19 protein-coding genes are annotated in these 20,761 nt (G+C 64.6%); 15 read left to right on the top strand and 4 right to left on the bottom strand.

All coding sequences use genetic code 11. The annotated features are described in order from the left end of the window. Positions 1-32: 32 nt before the first annotated feature. Positions 33-350: a DUF2818 family protein gene (locus tag LV475_RS06995; protein WP_250106035.1), complete on the top strand. Its 318-nt coding sequence runs from the start codon at positions 33-35 to the stop codon at positions 348-350. A gap of 83 nt (positions 351-433) precedes the next feature. Here LV475_RS06995 and LV475_RS06990 read toward each other — a convergent pair whose 3' ends face one another. Genes LV475_RS06990 through mutS form a run of 4 tightly spaced genes read right to left on the bottom strand, consistent with a single transcriptional unit; the run spans position 434 to position 5,277 of the window. Beyond that, positions 434-1,060 carry a lysogenization protein HflD gene (locus tag LV475_RS06990; protein ID WP_136866063.1) on the bottom strand — a complete coding sequence of 209 codons (627 nt, stop codon included), beginning with the start codon at positions 1,058-1,060 and terminating at the stop codon, positions 434-436. Positions 1,061-1,085: 25 nt separating this feature from the next. Beyond that, positions 1,086-2,213 carry a tRNA 2-thiouridine(34) synthase MnmA gene (gene mnmA / locus LV475_RS06985; RefSeq protein WP_250106034.1) on the bottom strand — a complete coding sequence of 376 codons (1,128 nt, stop codon included), beginning with the start codon at positions 2,211-2,213 and terminating at the stop codon, positions 1,086-1,088. After that, on the bottom strand, positions 2,210-2,665 hold the full coding sequence (locus tag LV475_RS06980; protein ID WP_250106033.1) for an NUDIX domain-containing protein: 456 nt from the start codon (positions 2,663-2,665) through the stop codon (positions 2,210-2,212). Before LV475_RS06980 ends, mnmA begins: the two co-directional genes overlap by 4 nt. A gap of 26 nt (positions 2,666-2,691) precedes the next feature. After that, positions 2,692-5,277: a DNA mismatch repair protein MutS gene (mutS, locus tag LV475_RS06975; RefSeq protein ID WP_347709477.1), complete on the bottom strand. Its 2,586-nt coding sequence runs from the start codon at positions 5,275-5,277 to the stop codon at positions 2,692-2,694. A gap of 266 nt (positions 5,278-5,543) precedes the next feature. Between mutS and LV475_RS06970 the strand changes: the two genes are divergently transcribed. The 14 genes from LV475_RS06970 to LV475_RS06905 all read left to right on the top strand — a co-directional run bounded on the left by LV475_RS06970 (position 5,544) and on the right by LV475_RS06905 (position 20,747). Further along, positions 5,544-6,149, top strand: coding sequence for a CinA family protein (locus tag LV475_RS06970; protein WP_250106031.1), 606 nt, complete (start codon positions 5,544-5,546; stop codon positions 6,147-6,149). 153 nt (positions 6,150-6,302) lie between these two features. Next, complete coding sequence (gene ampD / locus LV475_RS06965; protein WP_250106030.1) at positions 6,303-6,863, top strand: 1,6-anhydro-N-acetylmuramyl-L-alanine amidase AmpD; 561 nt, start codon at positions 6,303-6,305, stop codon at positions 6,861-6,863. Between the two features lie 40 nt (positions 6,864-6,903). After that, positions 6,904-7,836, top strand: coding sequence for a regulatory signaling modulator protein AmpE (ampE, locus tag LV475_RS06960; RefSeq protein WP_250106029.1), 933 nt, complete (start codon positions 6,904-6,906; stop codon positions 7,834-7,836). 70 nt (positions 7,837-7,906) lie between these two features. Beyond that, positions 7,907-8,188, top strand: coding sequence for a type II toxin-antitoxin system RelE/ParE family toxin (locus LV475_RS06955; RefSeq protein WP_136867002.1), 282 nt, complete (start codon positions 7,907-7,909; stop codon positions 8,186-8,188). Positions 8,189-8,199: 11 nt separating this feature from the next. Further along, positions 8,200-8,490: a HigA family addiction module antitoxin gene (locus tag LV475_RS06950; protein ID WP_156573625.1), complete on the top strand. Its 291-nt coding sequence runs from the start codon at positions 8,200-8,202 to the stop codon at positions 8,488-8,490. Positions 8,491-8,590: 100 nt separating this feature from the next. Beyond that, a complete protein-coding gene (locus LV475_RS06945; protein ID WP_250106028.1) occupies positions 8,591-9,229 on the top strand; it encodes a histidine phosphatase family protein in 639 nt (212 codons plus the stop codon). Beyond that, positions 9,226-10,398: a hypothetical protein gene (locus tag LV475_RS06940; protein ID WP_250106027.1), complete on the top strand. Its 1,173-nt coding sequence runs from the start codon at positions 9,226-9,228 to the stop codon at positions 10,396-10,398. The genes LV475_RS06945 and LV475_RS06940 overlap by 4 nt, the downstream gene beginning before the upstream one ends. Then, on the top strand, positions 10,395-12,206 hold the full coding sequence (recJ, locus tag LV475_RS06935; RefSeq protein WP_250106026.1) for a single-stranded-DNA-specific exonuclease RecJ: 1,812 nt from the start codon (positions 10,395-10,397) through the stop codon (positions 12,204-12,206). The genes LV475_RS06940 and recJ overlap by 4 nt, the downstream gene beginning before the upstream one ends. 537 nt (positions 12,207-12,743) lie before the next feature. Beyond that, positions 12,744-13,226, top strand: coding sequence for an REP-associated tyrosine transposase (locus LV475_RS06930; protein WP_250106025.1), 483 nt, complete (start codon positions 12,744-12,746; stop codon positions 13,224-13,226). A gap of 184 nt (positions 13,227-13,410) precedes the next feature. After that, the gene (gene glmS / locus LV475_RS06925) at positions 13,411-15,264 is read left to right on the top strand and encodes a glutamine--fructose-6-phosphate transaminase (isomerizing) (protein ID WP_250106024.1); all 1,854 of its coding nucleotides are present in this window, start codon (positions 13,411-13,413) and stop codon (positions 15,262-15,264) included. A 27-nt stretch (positions 15,265-15,291) separates the two neighbouring features. Beyond that, positions 15,292-16,152 carry a Wzz/FepE/Etk N-terminal domain-containing protein gene (locus tag LV475_RS06920; protein WP_250106023.1) on the top strand — a complete coding sequence of 287 codons (861 nt, stop codon included), beginning with the start codon at positions 15,292-15,294 and terminating at the stop codon, positions 16,150-16,152. A 19-nt stretch (positions 16,153-16,171) separates the two neighbouring features. Next, the gene (tviB, locus tag LV475_RS06915; protein WP_250106022.1) at positions 16,172-17,467 is read left to right on the top strand and encodes a Vi polysaccharide biosynthesis UDP-N-acetylglucosamine C-6 dehydrogenase TviB; all 1,296 of its coding nucleotides are present in this window, start codon (positions 16,172-16,174) and stop codon (positions 17,465-17,467) included. Between the two features lie 282 nt (positions 17,468-17,749). Further along, entirely contained in the window at positions 17,750-18,937 is a 1,188-nt protein-coding gene (locus LV475_RS06910; protein WP_250106021.1) for a nucleotide sugar dehydrogenase, read from the top strand. A 13-nt stretch (positions 18,938-18,950) separates the two neighbouring features. After that, positions 18,951-20,747 carry an ABC transporter ATP-binding protein gene (locus LV475_RS06905; protein ID WP_250106020.1) on the top strand — a complete coding sequence of 599 codons (1,797 nt, stop codon included), beginning with the start codon at positions 18,951-18,953 and terminating at the stop codon, positions 20,745-20,747. Positions 20,748-20,761: the final 14 nt, after the last annotated feature.

Below are 20,761 nucleotides of genomic sequence, written 5' to 3'. Positions count from 1 at the left end.
CACATTCATTACGCCATCGAAACGAGGCCTGCATGATCGCCGACTGGATTATCGCGAGTTACCTGATCGGCCTGTTCGTCCTGGCGAACCTGCCTTTCGTCAACCAGAGACTGTTCCTGGTGATCCCGGTCGCCGCACCGGGCCAGCAGAAATCGTTCTGGTGGCGAATCGTCGAGTGGCTGCTCTATTTCGTGATCGGCATGGGCATCGGGCTGTACCTCGAGTACTCGATCGGCGGTATCGAGCCCAAGGGCTGGGAATTCTGGGCCGTGGCCGCGTCCATCTTCGCGGTGTTTTCGGTGATCGGATTTATCTGGCAATACCAGCTGCGAAAGCACCTGCAGGTCTGACACCGGCATCGGACGTGCCCAACAAGAAAGGCGAACCGTGATGGTTCGCCTTTTTTCGTGCCCGACGCGTCCTCGCAAGCGGCTTACATCTGTCGCAATAGCCGCTGGGCACCGTCGACATACTTGCCGCGCATAAACAGCAGGCGCCAGCGCCGGCCGCCGACCTGGTCGAACAGGATGGTGGCCCGCACGCCCGCGAGCAGCAGGGCTCGTACGGTCGAGGAGATCGCCATGTCCTCGAGGTGATGCTTCTCGCCGTTGATCACGAACTTCTGAGGCAGGTGGCTCAGTGTGCTGCGGTAGAGGTTGTTGAGATCGGCCATCAGGCCGCTGTCGGCGCCGTGCTCGTCGAAGGCGGGCTTCAACTCCTCGAGTCGCCGGAATAGCGTGCTGCCCATCTCCTGGTCGCGACGAAAGGCCTTGGTGATCGCGAACAGCGTGACCACGTAGCGCGTGAGTTCCAGGTCACGTGGTGCGCGGGAATTACCCGCCAGCAACTCGCTCAGGCGTTTCATGCCGAATCGAACCCCGGACAGCCCGCCGTAGATACTGGCCGTGTCGGGGGCGTCGAAGGCGAACAGCGAGCCGATGCTCGCCTCCAGCGCTTGGCTGTCCGCCACGCGGCCTTCGTAGGCCAGCGTCTGGATCAACTGGACGGCCTGGGTCATGCCGGCCATGGCGATCAATTGGTCGTCGGTGTCTTGTGGCATGGTCCCGTATCGGTTGGTTTGATGATCAGTCCCGGGGCAGGGCGCGGGTGATCACCGCTCCCCCCAGGCAGATGTCGCCATCATAGAACACGACCGATTGGCCGGGGGTGATGGCGCGTTGCGGCTCCTCGAAGGAGGCGATCAGGCGATCGCCCGTCTGCTCGATGCGGACCGCCTGGTCGGGTTGGCGGTAGCGGATCTTGGCGGTCAGCGGCCGGTCGGTCGGCGGCGGCTCGATCCAGTGGACCTGCTCGGCCTCGAGCCGGTCGGCGAACAGGGCCGGGTGGTTCTTGCCCTGGGCGACCCGCAGCGTGTTGGACTCGAGATCCTTGCCCACCACGTACCACGGCGCATCGCCATGGGCCTTCGTGCCGCCGATCCCCAACCCCTGACGCTGGCCGATGGTGTGGTACATCAGGCCCTGGTGGGTGCCGAGCCGTTCGCCCTCGAGGGTCTCGATCGGCCCCGGCTGGGCGGGCAGGTAGGTCTTGAGGAAATCGGCGAAGCGGCGCTCGCCGATGAAACAGATGCCGGTCGAATCCTTCTTGTCGGCGGTGATCAGGTCGTGCGCCGCGGCAATCTCGCGCACGCGCGGCTTTTCCAGCTCGCCCACCGGGAAGTACGCCGAACCGACCTGGTCGCGGGAGAGCGCGTGCAGGAAATAGCTCTGGTCCTTGTTCGCGTCCACGCCGCGTGCCAGGTGCACGCCGGTCGCGTCGTCAAGACGTCGCGCGTAGTGACCGGTCGCGATCGCATCCGCCCCCAGTGCCCGGGCGTGGTCGAGAAAGGCGCGGAACTTGATCTCGCGATTGCAGAGGATGTCCGGGTTGGGCGTGCGTCCGGCCTGGTACTCGTGCAGGAAGTGCTCGAACACGCGGTCCCAGTACTCACCGGCGAAGTTGACGTAGTGGAACTCGATCCCGAGCTTGTCCGCCACGGCCATGGCATCGAGCATGTCCTCCTTGGACGCGCAGTACTCGTCATCGTCGTCGCCTTCCCAGTTCTTCATGAACAGGCCCTCGACGCGGTAGCCGGCCTCCTTCAACAGCAGGGCGGCCACCGAGGAGTCCACGCCGCCGGACAGGCCCACCATGATGCGCGGGGCGTCCGCCGGGGCGGGGGAGATGAGGTCGTTGATCGTCGAGTCGGTCATCGGATCGAGTGCAGCAGGTCGAGGGGATAGCAGTACCCCTGTTCGAAATCGCGGACGGCGGCGGTGACGAAGGGCGAGCGATGCGGGATCTCGGCGTTCTCCAGGGTTGCGCGGTCCATGAAGCGCGCGGCGATGATCCCGCTATCCAGCGGCTCGTCATCGGGCTCGTCGTCGATCTCGCCGATGATCGCCACCCGCAGTACCCGCCGCCCCTGGACGGGGTTGTCGTGGTAGATCCCGAGCAGCCCGGTCGGCTCGAAGCCAAAACGGGTCTCCTCGCGCACCTCCCGGATCACCGCGTCGAGCAACGTCTCGCCCGGCTCGACGTGTCCGGCTGGCTGGTTGAGGTAGCGCTGGCCACGGATGCGTTCCTCCACGAGCAGGTAGGCATCGCCCCGGCGGGCAATGCCGGCGACGGTCAGGGAGACGAGCGGTCGATCGGAAGATGGCATGAGATCAGTATATCGTCCGGTACAAGTCAGAGGTCCTGCTGACGTCGCGCCTTCCACTCGTAGAGCAAGTCGAGCGCGGCGCGGGGGGAGAGCTCGTCCGGGTCGAGAGTGTCTATCGCCTCGAGCAACGGGTCGGGTTCGGTCTCGACGGGGTCGGCGACCGGCTCGGCGGCGAACAGATCCATCTGCGGGACCTCGCCGCCGGTATGCGACTGCCATTCGAGTTTCTCCAGCAGGCCGCGCGCCCGGCGAATGGTGGGGCGCGGCAGGCCGGCCAGACGCGCCACGTCGATCCCGTAGCTCTGGTTGGCGGGACCATCCTTCACGCCATGCAGGAACACCAGCTCGCCGTTGTGCGTGATCGCCTCGAGGTGGACGTTCACCAGTGTCTCGAACTGTTCGGCAAGCGTGGTCAGCTCGAAGTAGTGGGTGGCGAACAGCGTCATCGCGCGGTTCTTCTGCAACAGGTGCTCGGCGACCGCCCAGGCCAGCGCCAGGCCGTCGAAGGTCGAGGTGCCGCGGCCGATCTCGTCGATCAGCACCAGCGATCGCTCGGTGGCGTGGTGCAGGATCTCGGCGGTCTCGGTCATCTCCACCATGAAGGTCGAGCGTCCCGAGGCGAGATCGTCGGAGGCGCCGATGCGGGTGAAGATGCGGTCGATCGGCCCGATCTCGACGTCCTCGGCCGGCACGTGCGCCCCGGCGTGGGCCAGCAGCACGATCAGCGCCGTCTGGCGCATGTAGGTCGACTTGCCGCCCATGTTGGGGCCGGTGATCAGCAGCATGCGCCGGTCGGGGGCCAGCTCGGCGTCGTTGGGCACGAAGACCGCCTCGCTGTTGGCCTCGACCACCGGGTGGCGGCCCTGGCGGATATCCACCCCGAGCGCGTTACGAAAGCGCGGGGCGGTCCAGTCGTGGCGCTCGGCGACATCGGCCAGCGCGGCCAGGGTGTCGAGGTCCGCGAGGGCATCGGCCCGCCGGCGCAGCTCGCTCTGGTGGCCGGCCAAGGTGACCAGCAATGCCTCGAAGCACTCGCGTTCGCGGGCGAGCGACTTGTCGCGGGCGGTGAGCACTTCCTGCTCGAAGGTCTTCAGGGTGTCGTTGGTGTAGCGCTCGACGGATTTGAGCGTCTGGCGACGGGTGAAGGTCTCCGGCATGCGCGCCGACTGGCTGCGCGGCACCTCGAAGTAGTAACCGTGGACGCGGTTGTAGGCCAGTTTCAGGTTCTCGATGCCCGACTGTCGCCGTGCATCCTCCTCCATGGCGGTGAGCGTGGTGTCGGCGCGCTCGGACAGGCCCCGCAAGCGGTCGAGCTCCTCGTCGAAGCCGCTCGCGATCACCCCGCCGTCGCGCAGCCAGACCGAGGGCTTCTCGGCGATCGCCGCATCCAGCAGTTCACGCACCTCGGGCAGGTCGGCCAGTGCGTCGTTCAGCGTGGCGAGCAGCGGTTGGTCGCAGGTGGCCAGGGTGGCGGTCAGCGCGGGCAACTGGTGTAGCGAGTCGCGCAGGGCGGCGAGGTCGCGCGGCCGAGCCGTGCCCAGCACGATGCGCGTGGTGATGCGCTCGATGTCGTTGACCTGCCGCAGGGCGTCGAACAGGACGGCCGGCAGGTCGCGTTCGCGTAGCTCGCCGATCGCCTGGTGACGGGCGGCCAGCCGCTCGTGGTCGCGCAGCGGGCGGGCCAGCCATTCGCGCAGCCGGCGGGCGCCCATGCCGGTGGCGGTGCGGTCGAGCAGGCCGATCAGCGCCCCGTCCGGGCGCCCCTGGCTGTCCTCGAACAGCTCCAGGTGGCGGCGGGTGTGCACGTCGAGCAGCAGGGCGTCGCTGGTCTGTTCCACGGCCAGCCCGTCGATGTGGCCCAGCTTCGTCTTCTGGGTGTCGTTGACGTATTGCCACAGGGCGCCGGCCGCGCCGAGTGCGGCATCCAGGGCCTGGCGGTTGTCGGCGTGGATGCCGAAGCCGGCGAGATCGCGGGTGCCGAACTGGGCACACAACTGCTCGCTGGCCGTCTCGCTGGCAAAATGCCAGACCGGACGTTCGCGGGAAAACCCGTCGGCGCGGAACAGGCCGTCGGTCAGCGCCTCGATGGACAGTCCCTCGGGCAGCAGCAGCTCGCGCGGGTCGACCCGCGCCAGCTCGGTGGCCAGTTCGTCCGGGCCGGCCGGGGCCATGATGGCAAAATGGCCGCTGGAGAGATCCAGGTGGGCCAGGCCGAGGCGCTCACGGCCGCGGTAACGGCTGCGCGATACCGCCACCAGCCGGTGCGCCTGGCGCTGTTCCAGCAGGGCCTCGTCGGTGACCGTCCCCGGGGTGATCACCTTGACCACCTCGCGCTTCATCGGCCCCTTGGCCTGCACGTCGCCGACCTGCTCGCAGATGGCGACCGACTCGCCGGCCTTCAGCAGCCGGGCGAGGTAGGACTCGTAGGCATGCACCGGCACGCCGGCCATCGGGATCGGCTCGCCGGCCGAGGTGCCGCGCTGGGTCAGGGTGAGATCGAGCACCCTGGCCGCGTGCCGCGCGTCCTCGAAGAACAACTCGTAGAAGTCGCCCATGCGGTAGAACAGCAGCACGTCCGGATAATCTTGTTTGATCCGGAGAAACTGCTGCATCATGGGCGTATGCGCGCTGAAACTGTCCGTCTGACCGGCCGTGGGCGAGTTTTCGGCGGGGCGGGGCGATGTCGATTTCGTCATGCGCGGCATTGTAACGAAAACCCAGTAACGATAACCCTGACGCCGAACGGCCCGCCGATCTGGGCGCGTGCCGGTCGTGGGCCGTGGGCGAACTGGGCAGTGAATGACACGAGGGACGGGCGAACCGGATGGTGGAACGGGACGAGGGGCAACAGCCACCCGAATGGCACGGGGCCCAGGCCATGACCGACTGCGACCTGAGTCGCCCGGCCCGCATTCGTTGCCTGGGCGAGGCGCTGGGTGCGCGTGGGCTGCGCCTGGCCGTCGCCGAGTCCTGCACCGGCGGGCTGTTGGCTGCCAATCTCACGGCGCTGGCCGGGAGTTCGTCCTGGTTCGACGGTGGCTGGGTCACCTACAGCAATCAGGCCAAGCAGCGTGAGCTGGGCGTGCGGGCGTCCTTGTTCGCCGAGGTGGGGGCGGTGTCCGCCGAGGTGGTCACGGCGATGGCCCGCGGGGCGCTCGAGCGCGCGGGGGTCGATTACGCGGTGGCCATCAGCGGCGTGGCCGGCCCGGGCGGCGGCAGCGAGACCAAGCCGGTTGGCACCGTCTGGATCGGTTGGGGCCATCGGCCGCCGACCGAAGGCGAACCGCATCAGTCCGCCGTTGCCACCTTCGCGACCCGATTTCGTTTTCCCGGCGACCGCGAAACGGTGCGCGAGGCGGCCGTGGACGTCGCCCTGCAAGGCCTGTGTGCCCACCTCGGCGGCGAGGGCTGGAACGACTCGGCCGCCGCGCGCTGGTCGTCGGCGCACTGGCCGGCGGCTGGTCTCAAGTGGTCGGACAGCTGAATTCCCAAAGGGCGTCTCGTAAACCGTAGCGAGCAGATCCGAGTGCAAGGAACCGCGCAGTGAGCGACGAGACATATCATATGGATAGGGGAGGAGCGAACGAGCACGTGACGCCGCAATCGGTCTGCGCAGTCGATTTTCGAGGTGCCCGTAATGAACGTTGATCCTGCCACCAATCGCCTCGACAGCGCCCGCTTCGTCGCCTCGCCCAATTGCGACGCGCGCCCACGCGATGAACGCATCGAGCTGGTGGTGATCCACGGCATGTCCCTGCCGCCCGGCCAATTCGGCGGCACGGCGATCGAGCGCTTTTTCACCAACCGGCTCGACCCCGGCGAACATCCGTATTTCGAGGAGATTCGCGACCTGCGCGTCTCCGCCCACGTGGTGATCTACCGCGACGGGTCGGTCACGCAATTCGTGCCCTTCGATCGTCGTGCCTGGCACGCGGGGCAGTCTCGCTTCGGCGAACGCACGCGGTGCAACGACTTTGCCATCGGTATCGAGCTCGAGGGCACGGATACCGAGCCCTATACGGCCGTGCAGTATGAGACGCTCGGTCGCGTGCTCGCGGCCATCAAACGCGCCTATCCGAGCGTGCACGCGGTGCGTGGCCACAGCGATATCGCCCCGGGACGCAAGACCGATCCCGGCCCGGCCTTCGACTGGGGGCACCTGGCATCCCGCCTGCCCGACGGCATGGCGACCGCCTGACCGTGCGTCCATTTTCGTCCAACAGTGGGGCATCCACGCGATGAAACTTCTGGTCCTGATCCTCGTCATCGCCTTCGACCGGTTCCTGGAATTCTTTCAGCGATGGCGCGCCGATCGCTGGCCGCATCGCGTCACCATCGAGGTGTTCGACACGCTCGCCGGCATGATCGGCGCCACGGCCGCGCGTCTGCTGGTCTGGCTGTTGTTGCCGGCGGTGCTGCTGGTCTGGCTCGGCATCGGCGGCGACGGCTGGATCGGATGGGTCGTGTCGCTGGTCGTACTGCTGCTGGTTATCACCCCGCGCAACACCTCGGAGATCAACCGCCAGTTGCTCGACGCCGCTGGCCGGGACGACCAGGAGACCGTCGAGGCGGCACGCCGCGTCCTGTTCGACGGCACGCCGGTGGATTCCGCCCAGGCGACCACCCGCCAGACCGGCGAGCGCATCATCGTGCTGGCGTTCAGCGAATGGTTCCTGGTGCTGTTCTGGTTCGTCCTGCTCGGGCCGGCCGGGGCGTTGTTCTACCGCCTGACCGAGTGGCTGGCACAGGCGCCCGACCCCGAGGCTGGTTCGGGGGCTGGATCGGGTGCCGATGCGGACGGGGAAGGGCGGTTGCGTCGCTGGCAGACGAAAGCCCACGCGCTGCTGGTCCTGCCGGCCGCGCCGGTGTTCACCGTGCTGATGCTCCTGGCCGGTTCGTTCCAGCGGGGCCTGAATGCCTGGCGGGGTGACGAGGCACTTGGGCGCGAGCACGGCGCGATGGACGGCTGGGAGGCCGGCTCGATCGGACTGATCGCCCGGGTCGGCCATGCCGTCATCGACGTCGAGCGCGCCGATGAATGCCTCGACGAGAATGCCTGTCTCGCCGATCAACGCACCTGGTACCGGGCCGCCCACGCGATCGTGCTGCGCGCGCTGCTGTTCGGCCTGGCCCTGGTGGCCGTGCTCACCCTGATCGGCTGGGTGCCGTGACGTTGGTGAATGTGTCAGCAGTAGGTAATAACGCGTTGCGTTAATACAAGCGTGGCTGTATTCTCGGTTCATGATCGTTAGCTTCGCTTGCAAGGATACGCAACGGGTGGCGAGCGGGCGGTTCTCGAAACGGCTCCCGCAACAGATTCAGCGCCGGGCGAAGATGCGCCTGGACCGGATCGACGCAGCACGAGACCTCGACGACTTGCGCGTGCCGCCGTCCCATCGACTCGAGGCCTTGTCCGGGGATCGGCTCGGGTTTCATAGCGTGCGCATCAATGACCAATGGCGGATCGTTTTCCGGTGGGAGCAGGGCGGCGCCCACGACGTGGCGATTGTGGATTACCACTGAGAGGGGGCGTGATGAACAAGCGTATTGACCCAATTCATCCAGGCGAACACCTGGCCGAGTTCCTCGACGACTTCGGTGTCACGCAATATCGCCTTGCCAAGGAAATTCGGGTTCCGGCAAGACGGATCAACGAAATCGTGCTTGGGCGGCGTGGGGTCAGTGCCGACACGGCGCTCCGGTTGGCGCGCTTTTTCGGTACCAGCCCCGACTTCTGGATGAACCTGCAGGACAAGTACGAACTCGAGGTGGCTCGGGCACGATCAGGGGATGAGATCGACCAGATCATCACGTGTTCGGCTTGAGCGGCTGTAACCCCCGGTTTTCCTTCCGGGGCCTCCATCGTGCTTTTTGACGCCGGGCCGACTGATAGAATCCCGCCTCGACTTCCAGCGGCGAGTGTCCATGATCACCCAGACCACCCCGGCCACCCGACTCGACCTGATACGCCACGGCGAACCCGTCGGCGGTCGTCGCTTTCGTGGCGACGCCGTCGACGATCCGTTGAGTGAACTCGGCTGGCAGCAACTCGAGCGTCGCCTGACGATGATCGAGGCGCGTGGCGAAGCCGACTGGGACGTCATCGCCACCTCACCGATGCGTCGGTGCCGGGTTTTTGCCGCCTCGGTGGCCGAGCGTCGCGGGCTGGAGCTCGTGGTCGATCCCGATCTGCGCGAGATTGGCTTCGGTCCCTGGGAAGGCCTGCGGCATGCCGAGATTCCCGAGCGCTATCCCGAACAGCACGCCGCCTTTCTCGCCGATCCGGTCGACGGCCATCCGCCCGGCAGCGAGCCGATGGCCGATTTCTTCGAGCGCGTCACGCGCGGACTGGCCCGCCTGGAGACCAACCACGCCGGCCAGTCCGTGCTGGTGCTCTCGCACGCGATCGTCATGCGCGCCGCCTGTGCCTGGGTGCTCGGCGCCCCCATGGCGGCGATCGCCAAGGTGGAGACCGAATACGCCGCCATGCTCTCCATCCGTCACAACCACCGCGGCCGGCGATTGCTCGGCCTGGATAATGGCCTGCCGGGCGACGGGGCATGACGCGGCGGGTTGTCGATGTCGAGCTGACGGTATTGGGCCTCGAGCCGCTCGATGCCCCGGGCGATGACCAGAGCGGCTTTTCCCGCCCCATCTGGACCGGGCCGAGCGTTTCCGAGACGGACGTTTCCCGCCTGGCCCAACTGCTCGACGGCCGCTTTCAACGCGGGGCATCGACCGATGACGGTTCTCCCGAGGAGGCCTGCGACGATCCCGATGCGCTCGCGCTGGCGGCCGTGGACGGGGCCGCGTCAGTCGCCGCGCCCCGTGGCATCACGAGTCCGGGCTACGCTCTGGCTCGCGCCCTGGGCGACTGGTGTCTTACCGGTGGCACGCGGGCCGGGTTTGCCGAGCAGGTCGCCGACTGGCGCGCGCAGGGTTTCGAGCGGCTGCTGTGTTTCGATCCCGTTCACCTAAAGCCTGAGACCGACCATGCCATCGTGCTCGGGGCGCGGTTTCTCGCCTTGAGCGACGCCGAGCTCGACGGCCTGCTGGACGTCCTCAACCCGTGGCTTGCCGATGACGGCATGCAAGCCGTACGCATCGGTCGTCAGACCTACCTGCTGGCCCAGTTGCGCCCGGACGGAATCGGTCCGGCGAATGCGGCCTTGCAGCGGGGCGGGGCGCCGCTGGCCTGCCTGTTGAACCGCAACGCTGGGGTGTTCCTCAACGAGGAGCGCAGCGATCCACTGCTGCGCCAATGGCTGACCGAGTTACAGATGTGGCTCTATCCGCAACCGCTCAACGACCGCCGCGCCGCCCACGGCCAACCCATCCTGAGCAGCTTCTGGCCGCACGGGCTGAGTGCCCTGACCGATGGAATGCCGTCACCATCAGCCGGGGAGCGGTTGATCTTGACCGACTCGCCCGCCGTGATGGCCGAGTGCGATGCAAGCGTGTGGCAGGCCGACGAGATGGGTGCGGCAGGCGAGGCGATTCGTGCCGGCCGACCCGTACGCGTGCTGCTGACCGAAGCGGCGTGGTGTCGGCTGGAAGGCGACGTCGGCGGCTTCCAGCAGGAACTGGCCCGCATTGATGCGTGGCTCGAGCGACTGCAGACCGAATGCCCGGACGTGGTGGTCCGCCTGGATGATGGCCAGGGCGGGGTATGGCAGCCGGAATCCGGGTGGAAACGCACCTGGCGTCGACTGTTGCAGCGGGTGGGCCGATGACCGCAGAGGCAAAGGCCAACCCCGAGGCCAACCCCAGGGCCGCCCGCCTGCTGGGTGTCGCGAGCATCCGCCGGCGTCAGACCCCCGAGGTCAGCGACTCCCTGGCGCATCTCAATCCCCGGTTGGCGCGCGTGCTGGCCGCGCGTGGAATCACGCAGGCCGCGCAGCTCGATCACCGCCTGCAGGCGCTCCTCCCGCCGGCCGGCCTGCCCGATTTGGGCGAGGCGGCTCGACTGGTCAGTGATGCCATCGAGCGGGATGACTCCATCCTGATCGTCGGCGATTTCGATGCCGACGGCGCGACCGCCACGGCCCTGTGTTTGCGCGGTCTGCGCGCCATGGGGGGCGAGCGGGTCGACTTCTTGATCCCGGATCGCCAGCGCCACGGCTACGGCCTGAGCCCGGCGTTGCTCGACGAACTCGACACACCGCCGGCGTTGATCCTCACGGTCGACAACGGCATCAGCGCCCACGACGGGGTCGCCGCCGCCAAGGCCGCCGGGTCGCGCGTGGTGGTCACCGACCATCACCTGCCGGGCGACACGCTTCCCGCTGCCGATGCCATCGTCAATCCCAACCGTGCCGATGCCGACTTCGGGTCGACCGCGCTGGCGGGCGTTGGCGTGGCCTTCTACCTGCTCGCCGCCGTGCGTAGTGAACTCGATCGACGCGGCTGGTTCGCCACGCGTCAGCGGCCCAACCTCGCCAACTGGCTGGATCTGGTGGCCCTGGGCACCATCGCCGACGTGGTCGAGCTTGACGACAACAACCGCCGTCTGGTCGCCCAGGGCCTGGCTCGCATCCGCTCCCACGCCTGCGCGCCGGGGATACTCGCGCTGTTTGCCGTGGCCGGGCGCGATCCGCGCGAGGCGCGATCCAGCGATCTGGGTTTTGCCATCGGCCCGCGACTCAACGCCGCCGGGCGGCTCGAAAACATGCGGCTGGGGGTCGAATGCCTGCTCGCCGGCGAGGCGGCCGAGGCCCGCCGGCTGGCCGGCACGCTCGATCAGATCAATCGCCAACGTCGCGACGTCGAGGCCAACATGCTCGACACCGTCGCCGCCGACCTGGATCGGGCGATGGCCGGGCAGGGCGATACGCCGCCTTCAAGCCCGGCCGACTGGGTACGCTTCGATCCGGGCTTTCACCCCGGCGTGATCGGCATCGTCGCCGGGCGCCTGAAGACCCGCTGGGTGCGCCCCGTGTTCGTCTTTGCCCCGGCCGAGGTCGGCAGCAATGACGGCCGGCTCAAGGGCTCGGGTCGCTCGATTCCCGGCATCCACCTGCGCGACCTGCTGGTCGAGATCGACGCCCGACAGCCCGGGCTGATCGACGGCTTCGGCGGACACGCCATGGCCGCCGGGCTGTCACTCGAGCGCACCCGACTCGATGCCTTTCGCCACGCCTTCACGCAGGTCGTCGAACGCCACCACGAGCGGCTTCCCGACGGCCGCGAAGTGGTCACCGATGGCCCCCTGGAAGCCGCCGATTTTCACCTCAACTTCATCGACGCCCTCGACCACCAAGGCCCCTGGGGCACCGGCTTTCCCGAGCCCCTGTTCGACAACGCCTTCGAGGTGCTCGAGAAAACCGCCCTGAAAGACGGCAAACACTGGCGCCTGTCCGTCCGCCTGCTCGACCACCCAAATGCCCGCCCCGTCGACGCCATCTGGTTCCGCGCCCCCGACCCACTTCCCCCCGGCCGCCACTGGCAGATCGCCTACCGCCCCGTCGCCGACAGCTTCCGCGGCCGCAAACGCTTGAAGCTCTTTGTCGAGACGGCGTTGCCCGTCACCGTATCGGATTAGACGCAACGCATCGGACCGCGGAGTTTCTCCCCGGGTAATGGCGAGTCCAACTCGCCGCTCCTAGTCAGTAGAAGGCGGTTGACCATTGGATCGTGGAGTTTCACTCCACGAACGGCGAGTGCAAATCGCCGGTCCAAAAGCAAAAGAAGACGATCGTCCCTTGGATCGTGGAGTTGCACTCCACGTACGGCGAGTGAAACTCGCCGCTCCCAGCAACCTTTCACTCCACGCAACCGCGCCAAAACGCACGTTTCACCAGTAAATCCCGCTCGAATCGTGGGCCTGCAACTTTGCGGACCAGCAAGTGGCCCTTCATGAAATAGGGGTTCACACCCCAACAGCCCCACCACTTGCCCGCTCAACACGCCCCCGGCACCATGCCCCTTGCGAAAACAAGGAGGTCGACGTATGCCGGCAAGGATGCCCGCACACACCCGTTGGACCCGCCGTCGGCTACCGCATATGGACGCGCCGGGTTACTTTCAGCACGTCGTATTCCATCTGGCCGACTCGTTGCCGCGAGATGTGTTGCTCCGGATGGAACGCGAACTGGCCCATTTGCCCGCCTACCAACAGCAGCAAACGAAAGCCCGCCGCATCGAGGCCTTGCTCGACACCGGCCGAGGTACCTGCCTGCTGGCGCATCCGACCTGCGCCCGAATAATGGTCGAAACGCTGTTGTTCGCAGATGGATCCCGCTACCAACTGCATGCGTGGGTGGTCATGCCGAATCACGTCCATGTGCTGGTCCGGCAAGACCAACATCACCCGCTGTCAGGCATTGTCCAGTCCTGGAAACGCCATTCTTCCCGTGAGATTCGGCGTCTCGGCTATGACGTGAATCGCCAAGCGGCTTCCCCGCATGCCGGAATCTGGCAACGCGATTACTGGGACCGCTACATCCGAAACGACCGTCATTTCTCCGCGGTCGAAGAATATATTCATCTAAACCCCGTCAAGGCCGGACTGGTTGCGACCCCGGAAGACTGGCCGTATGGCTCGGCAGGGTGGGGCAACTAGAATGGCAACCAACGATGGACCGTGGAGTTGCACTCCACGCTGGCGAGTGCAACTCGCCGCTCCAATGGATCGCGGAGTTGCACTCCGCGCCCACTAGCGCAACTGATCAATTCGGTCCCTCTGACCCGCCTCATTGAGATACAATCCCGCGCTATTCAATCCGAGTTAAATGGGAAACGGATTCATGTGCGGAATCGTCGCAGCGGTAGCCGAACGGCAGGTGGGGCCCATCCTTCTGGAAGGATTGCGTCGCCTGGAATACCGCGGCTACGACTCGGCCGGGGTGGCGTTGCTGGATGAGCAGCAGGGGCTCGCTTCGGCGCGTGCCGTGGGCAAGGTCGCCGCTCTTGCCGAGAAGCTTGAAGCCATTCCCATCACCGGCCAGCTCGGCATCGCCCACACCCGTTGGGCGACCCACGGTGTACCGATTGAGCGCAATGCCCACCCGCATATCGCGCCCAATTGCGATCATGGCCGGGTGGCGGTGGTGCACAACGGCATCATCGAGAACTTCGCCACGCTCAAGGCTGAGTTGGTCGACGCGGGCTGCACGTTCGCTTCGGACACCGACACCGAGGTCATCGCGCACCTTATCCACCATCAACTCGACCTGGGTCTCTCACCGGAAGCGGCCTTCCACGCCACCGTGGATCGCCTGCAGGGCGCCTTTGCGTTGGCGGTGATCGTCACCGACGCCCCCGAGACACTGTTCGTCGCCCGTCAGGGCAGCCCGCTGGTCATCGGTGTGGGCATCGGCGAACATTTCGCCGCCTCGGATGCCCTCGCGCTCCTGCCGGTCACCCAATCGTTCGTCTACCTGGAAGAGGGCGATCGGGCGGTCATCACCCGCGAGAACCTTGCCATCACCGATGCGGCGGGCAGCCCCGTCGAGCGCCCGGTGCGCCAGTCGGCCCAGCGGGCGGAAAGCGCCGATCGTGGGCGGTTTCGCCACTTCATGCTCAAGGAAATCCACGAGCAGCCGCAGGCCATTGCCGACACCCTGGAAGGGCGCATTGCCCACGGCCATATCCTGCCGGCGGCGTTCGGCGTCGGCGCCGACGAGATCTTCGCCTCGGTCGAACGCGTGCAGATCATCGCCTGCGGCACCAGTTACCACGCCGGCATGGTGGCCCGCTACTGGTTCGAAGACATCCTCCGCTTGCCCTGCGCCGTCGAGGTGGCCTCCGAATTCCACTACCGCAACCCGGTAGTCAGCCCCAACACGCTGATCGTCGCGCTGTCGCAGTCCGGCGAGACCGCCGACACCCTCGCCGCCATCCGCATGCTCAAACGCGAGGACGCGAAGCGCCCGGTGCTCGCCATCTGCAACGCCCCGGAATCCTCGCTGGTGCGCGAGTCGGACCTAGTGCTGATGACCCGCGCCGGCCCCGAGATTTCGGTGGCCTCCACCAAGGCATTCTCCACCCAATTGGTTTCTCTGGCCCTGCTGCTGCTGGCCATCGGACGGGCGAGTGGCCGCATGGAAGAAGCCGAAGAGAAACGCATCGTCGCCGGACTGGAGAAGGTGCCGGGCCGCATCCAGGACGCTCTTGATCATGGCGACCGCGTCCGTGAATTGGCCGAACTGCTGGTGGAGAAGGAGCATGCCTTGTTCCTCGGCCGCGGTCCGATGTACCCGATTGCCATGGAAGGGGCCTTGAAGCTCAAGGAAATCAGCTACATCCACGCCGAGGCCTACCCCGCGGGTGAGCTCAAGCACGGGCCGCTGGCGTTGATCGACGAGACCATGCCGGTAATCACCATCGCCCCGCAAAACGAACTTCTCGACAAGTTGAAGTCAAATATCGCCGAAGTCTCTGCACGCGGGGCAGAGCTGTTCGTCTTTGCCGACGAGCGCGCCGGGCTGCACTCGGCGGACTTCACGCACGTGCTGCCGGTCACGTCGAATGTGGGTAGAATCAGCGCCCCGATTATCTTCAACATTCCGCTTCAATTGCTGGCCTACCATGTCGCCGTGCTCAAGGGCACCGACGTGGATCAGCCGCGCAACCTGGCCAAGTCGGTCACGGTTGAATAGTAGATCTCGATAAACAAGGACAGATTGATGAACGAAATTCGGCCTAGCCAGCAGCCGCCAGCAACCACCCCACCACGATTTGACGGCGAGATAGACTTGGTGGATCTCGCGCTCGCTCTATGGCGACGCAAGTGGGTCGTCGTTGGGGTCGCGCTGTTGATTACTGGTCTGGCGGCCGTGTACACACTTACTCGCGACGCTGGTGCAGCGGAGGACGGGACATTCAGCTCCATATATGAAGTTCCTTCCTACGCCAGCAATGGTCAAAACGAAAGGATGCTCGTGGAGCCGGCCGCCCTTGAGGACGTCGTTCGGCGAGTGTATCTGCCGAAAGCACGTCAGGCGCTGGAAGCATCGGCAGGTAGTCAGGAAAGCAAAGTGTTCGATTTCGGTGTGGAGGTCAGTAGTCCGGACAAGGGCGGTTACCTAGTCCTCGAAACCCAGGGTGGCCTTGCGAAGAATGACCGAATCCGGGACCTGCACCGTGCGGTTCTCGCGAGCGTAAGTGCGCACGCTAAGGAGAAAAAAACTGAATTTGCCGAGCGAATTGCAGGCGAGATCCATGCCGTTGAGGAGCAAATTCGGGAAACACAGGACCTTGTCGATAGCCTGCGTGGTGAGGCCGGTGGTTTGGCGGAAGTCGCCTTGCAGCTTTCACGTCTCAAGGAAAAGCTGAGCACGCTCAAGCTCAGTCAGAGTTCAATGAAGGATGGTGAGGTGGTGGCCCTCGCTCAGCAATCCGACCGTAGTGAGGGCATCTCCTCAGCACTTATCGTGGCCTTAGGCGCCATCCTCGGGCTGTTTGCCGGGCTATTCGCTGCGCTGATGGCCAATTTTATTGCTGCCGCCCGCGAGCGCCTGCATGGCGAACACGAAGTCGAAGATTAAATAACAAAACGATATTCCAATGACGACAACCAACACATTCCATCCGCCCAAAGACGTCAAGATCGCCATGGTGGGCCTCGGTTATGTGGGTCTCCCGCTGGCCGTGGCCTTCGGCCGCGTCCAGCCCGTGGTCGGCTTCGATATCAACGCCAAACGCATCGCCGAATTGAAAGCCGGTGTCGACCACACCCGTGAGGTCGAGCCGGGCGAACTGGCCGAGGCGACACATCTTTCGTTCACCGACCGATTGGAAGATATCGCCGACTGCAACGTCTTTATTGTTACCGTGCCCACGCCCATTGATCGGTACAAGCGCCCCGATCTGAGCCCGCTGATTGCTGCCTCGAAGACGGTCGGCCAGGTGCTCAAGAAGGGTGACGTGGTGATTTACGAGTCCACCGTTTACCCCGGTGCCACCGAGGACGACTGTGTGCCGGTGCTCGAACAGACCAGCGGATTGACGTTCAATCAGGATTTCTTCGCCGGCTACAGCCCGGAGCGGATCAACCCGGGCGACAAGGAACACCGCGTCGCGGACATCATGAAGGTGACCTCGGGATCCACGCCCGAGGCCGCCAAGTTCATCGATGCGCTCTATCGGCGCGTTATCCACGCCGGCACGCATCTGGCCCCGGCGATTCGCGTCGCCGAGGCCGCCAAGGTGATCGAGAACACCCAGCGGGACGTGAATATCGCGCTGGTCAACGAACTGGCCATGCTGTTCAACAAGATGGGTGTCGACACCCAGGCCGTTCTCGAGGCCGCGGCTACCAAGTGGAACTTCCTGCCCTTCAAGCCGGGCCTGGTTGGCGGCCACTGCATTGGTGTCGACCCGTACTACCTCACCCAGAAGGCGCAGGAAATCAATTACCATCCCGAGATGATCCTCGCCGGCCGGCGCACCAACGACGGCATGGGCGAATACGTCGCCGCTCAGATCGTGCAACTGATGACCAAGCACCGGGTGCAGGTCGTCGATTCCAAGGTGCTCATCCTCGGGCTGACCTTCAAGGAGAACTGCCCGGACCTGCGCAACACGCGCGTGGTCGACGTGGTCCACCACCTCGAGCAGTACAATGTCGATGTGCATCTCCACGACCCCTGGGCCGATGCCGACGAGGCTCGAGAGGAATACGGCCTCGAACTCGACCCCGACCCGACGCAAGGCTCTTTCGATGCCGTGGTCTTGGCCGTCGCTCACGACGACTTCCGCCAACTTGGCGCCGATGGCATCCGTGCCCTGACCCGGGACAACGGCATCGTCTACGACATCAAACACCTGCTTGGACGCGACGAGGTCGACGGTCGGCTGTAACCGTGTATGGAACGGCGAGTTGCACTCGCCGACACGCGAAGTAGAACGCCGCGCCCCCCAGACCCCGTCGTTCCCGCGAAAGCGGGAATCCATGGTGCCTTGAGCCGACACCTTGTGTGGATTCCCGCCTCTGCGGGAATGACGGCAGAAGAAATAGTCGAAAGGCCGGGGACGTCGCTCTACTGCAGAGTGGTAGTTCGAACACCGAGCGAGCCTTTCAATAATTAATTTTACAGCGTGCGGCCACACACCCGCATCGCATCGACAGACAACAACACCTAAATGAACCAACCCACCAACAAAACCAAAATCGCCATCGCCGGCACTGGCTACGTCGGCCTGTCCAACGCCGTGCTGCTCGCCCAACATAACTACGTCGTGGCGCTGGATATCGTTCCCGAAAAGGTCGAGATGCTGAACAAACGGCAATCCCCGGTGCTCGACCCGGAGATCGAGGACTTTCTGCAGAACCGTGAACTCGATCTCACGGCCACGCTGGACAAGCAGGCGGCCTATGCCGATGCCGAGTTTGTCATCATCGCAACCCCGACGGATTACGATCCGGAAACCAACTACTTCAATACCAGCTCGGTCGAGGCAGTCATCCGGGATGTCATGGCCATCAACCCGCATGCCGTGATGGTGATCAAGTCCACCGTACCGGTCGGTTACACCCGGGAAATCAAGGCGCGGATGGGCACGGACAACATCCTGTTCTCTCCGGAATTCCTGCGCGAGGGCAAGGCGCTGCACGACAACCTCCATCCCTCGCGCATCGTCGTCGGCGAACATTCCGACCGCGCCGAGTCCTTCGCCAACCTGCTGGCGGAAAGCGCGGTGGCCAATGACGTGCCCATCCTGTTTACCAACCCAACCGAGGCCGAGGCGATCAAGCTGTTCGCCAATACCTACTTGGCGCTGCGCGTGGCCTACTTCAACGAACTGGATACCTACGCCGAGACCCACGGTCTGGATACCCGCCAGATCATCAATGGCGTCTGCCTCGACCCGCGCATCGATAGCCATTACAACAATCCCTCCTTCGGCTACGGCGGCTACTGCCTGCCGAAGGACACCAAGCAGTTGCTGGCTAATTACGACGAAGTGCCCAACAACATCATCGGCGCCATCGTGGATGCCAACCACACCCGCAAGGACTTCATCGCCGACTCCGTCATCAAGCGCAATCCTAATGTCGTCGGCATCTACCGCTTAGTGATGAAGAACGGCTCGGACAACTTTCGTGCCTCTGCCATCCAGGGTGTGATGAAACGCATCAAGGCCAAGGGTATCGAGGTAGTGGTTTACGAGCCGGTAATGGAAGAAGACCGTTTCTATAACTCTCGGGTCATCCACGATGTGGAAGAGTTCAAGCGCATTAGCGACGTTATCGTCGCCAACCGGCGTTCCTCGAACCTTGCTGATGTGATGGATAAGGTATACACCCGGGATCTTTTTGGAGCCGACTAATGACATTGCCTTCATGTTAAGCAAGCTCAAAGAACTGTATTCCCTGCTCAATCCAGAACAGCGTCGCAAGCTGTTGCGACTGCAGGTCCTGGTCGTGCTGATGTCCTTTGCGGAAATCGCCGGAGTGATCTCCATCGGCCCGTTTATGGCACTAGTGGGCGACATCTCTCAGATCGAAGGTGAGGGTTGGCTGGCCGACTTGTACCGGGCCAGCGGTCTGGACGATCCACGCACGTTCCTGTTCTGGGTGGGTATCGGGGTGCTGGGTGTCCTAGCACTGGCGGCATTGATCTCCATGTTTACCATATGGCGGCTGTCTACTTACGGCGCCCGAGTTGGAGCGGAGTTAGGCAGCCGGCTCTATCGCCACTACATGCATCAGCCTTGGCTGTTCCACGCCAGCGGCAGCAGTAGCCAGTTAACTAACCAAATCGCCCAGGAAACGCAACGTATAACTGTCCAGATCATCAACCCGCTGATGCAGATGAATGCCAAACTGGTATTGGCTGTATTCATCGCGCTCGCCATCTTCCTCTTCAACCCGCTGGTGGCAATCGTGGGCTTGCTGATATTTGCGTCGGCCTACCTGTTGCTTTACCGCATAGTACGCCGCCGCTTGGTCCGCAATGGCCAGCACATTACTGAGGCACAACGGCTGCGTTTCAAGCTGATGGGGGAGGGCTTCGGCGGCATTAAGGATGCGCTGCTGCTAGGCCGGCAGAAAGTTTTTACAGACCGTTTCCAGGTAGCCAGCCGTAAGTTGGCGGCCGCCCAGGGCACCAACTTGGCATTGAGCCAAGTGCCACGTTACGCCATGGAGCTGGTGGCCTTCGGCAGCGTAATTTTCCTAGTGCTCTACCTGCTGGCCGCGCATGAGGGCAACTTGGGGACACTCCTGCCCGTGCTCTCCGTCTACGCGCTGGCTGGCTTCAAGCTGTTGCCAGCGTTCCAGCAGGTCTACTCCAGCTTGTCGCAGATTCGCGGCAACTTGGCCGCGTTCGAGTCACTGCGCGACGACCTGCGGGCCAGCAGCCTTGCCATCCCGGTAGAACCTGGCGATACCCGAGAACACCTCGTGCCGCAAAAGGAAATCCTGCTGGAGGACGTCGTCTTCCATTACCCAGGTAAGACGGAGCCGGCGCTCAAGGGTTTGGAAATGAGCATTCCCGCCAACCGGGTGATTGGCCTGGTGGGCGCCTCCGGCTCAGGCAAGTCTACGACCATCGACCTGCTGCTTGGCCTGATCGAGCCGCAGTATGGTCGTGTGCTTATCGACGGCGGGCCACTGACCGACGAGAACCGCCGCGCCTGGCAGAACAGTCTGGGTTTCGTGCCGCAGTCCATCTTTCTGGCTGACAGTTCCATCCGCGAAAACATTGGCTTCGGCCTGCCGCCTGAGGCCATCGATGAGGCCAAGGTCCGTCGGGCCGCCACTATGGCGCACCTGGACGAACTGCTTGACGAGCTTCCCGACGGTCTGGAAACGCGGGTGGGCGAACGCGGCGTGCAACTATCCGGCGGCCAGCGCCAGCGCATTGGTATTGCTCGGGCTCTGTATCACGACGCCGATGTACTAGTGCTCGACGAGGCCACCAGTGCGCTCGACGGCATCACCGAGAAATTGATCATGGACGCCATCCACGACTTCTCGGGCAAGAAGACCATCATCATGATCGCCCACCGCTTAGCCACTGTGAAGCAGTGCGACAGTATTTACCTGCTAGTGGATGGCCAGGTGGCGGACCATGGCACTTATTCTGAGTTGGCCGCGCGGAATACCCTCTTCCGGCGCATGGCCGACCACGCATAACCATTGTCGATAAG

It is taken from the genome of Guyparkeria hydrothermalis (assembly GCF_023555375.1).
Classification (GTDB): Bacteria; Pseudomonadota; Gammaproteobacteria; order Halothiobacillales; family Halothiobacillaceae; genus Guyparkeria; species Guyparkeria hydrothermalis.
The sequence above is the reverse complement of the archived record's forward strand: the minus strand, read 5'-3'. Positions and strand labels throughout refer to the sequence as shown.

Excerpts from the sequence above, each read along its gene's own strand:
- LV475_RS06940 (WP_250106027.1), top strand. The coding sequence starts at position 9,226 with ATGACGCGGCGGGTTGTCGATGTCGAGCTGACGGTATTGGGCCTCGAG.
- LV475_RS06950 (WP_156573625.1), top strand. The coding sequence starts at position 8,200 with ATGAACAAGCGTATTGACCCAATTCATCCAGGCGAACACCTGGCCGAG.
- recJ (WP_250106026.1), top strand. The coding sequence starts at position 10,395 with ATGACCGCAGAGGCAAAGGCCAACCCCGAGGCCAACCCCAGGGCCGCC.
- LV475_RS06995 (WP_250106035.1), top strand. The coding sequence starts at position 33 with ATGATCGCCGACTGGATTATCGCGAGTTACCTGATCGGCCTGTTCGTC.
- LV475_RS06920 (WP_250106023.1), top strand. The coding sequence starts at position 15,292 with ATGAACGAAATTCGGCCTAGCCAGCAGCCGCCAGCAACCACCCCACCA.
- LV475_RS06910 (WP_250106021.1), top strand. The coding sequence starts at position 17,750 with ATGAACCAACCCACCAACAAAACCAAAATCGCCATCGCCGGCACTGGC.
- glmS (WP_250106024.1), top strand. The coding sequence starts at position 13,411 with ATGTGCGGAATCGTCGCAGCGGTAGCCGAACGGCAGGTGGGGCCCATC.
- mnmA (WP_250106034.1), bottom strand. The coding sequence starts at position 2,213 with ATGACCGACTCGACGATCAACGACCTCATCTCCCCCGCCCCGGCGGAC.
- LV475_RS06945 (WP_250106028.1), top strand. The coding sequence starts at position 8,591 with ATGATCACCCAGACCACCCCGGCCACCCGACTCGACCTGATACGCCAC.
- ampE (WP_250106029.1), top strand. The coding sequence starts at position 6,904 with ATGAAACTTCTGGTCCTGATCCTCGTCATCGCCTTCGACCGGTTCCTG.
- LV475_RS06980 (WP_250106033.1), bottom strand. The coding sequence starts at position 2,665 with ATGCCATCTTCCGATCGACCGCTCGTCTCCCTGACCGTCGCCGGCATT.
- LV475_RS06930 (WP_250106025.1), top strand. The coding sequence starts at position 12,744 with ATGGAACGCGAACTGGCCCATTTGCCCGCCTACCAACAGCAGCAAACG.
- mutS (WP_347709477.1), bottom strand. The coding sequence starts at position 5,277 with ATGCAGCAGTTTCTCCGGATCAAACAAGATTATCCGGACGTGCTGCTG.
- LV475_RS06955 (WP_136867002.1), top strand. The coding sequence starts at position 7,907 with ATGATCGTTAGCTTCGCTTGCAAGGATACGCAACGGGTGGCGAGCGGG.
- LV475_RS06970 (WP_250106031.1), top strand. The coding sequence starts at position 5,544 with ATGACCGACTGCGACCTGAGTCGCCCGGCCCGCATTCGTTGCCTGGGC.
- ampD (WP_250106030.1), top strand. The coding sequence starts at position 6,303 with ATGAACGTTGATCCTGCCACCAATCGCCTCGACAGCGCCCGCTTCGTC.
- tviB (WP_250106022.1), top strand. The coding sequence starts at position 16,172 with ATGACGACAACCAACACATTCCATCCGCCCAAAGACGTCAAGATCGCC.
- LV475_RS06990 (WP_136866063.1), bottom strand. The coding sequence starts at position 1,060 with ATGCCACAAGACACCGACGACCAATTGATCGCCATGGCCGGCATGACC.
- LV475_RS06905 (WP_250106020.1), top strand. The coding sequence starts at position 18,951 with ATGTTAAGCAAGCTCAAAGAACTGTATTCCCTGCTCAATCCAGAACAG.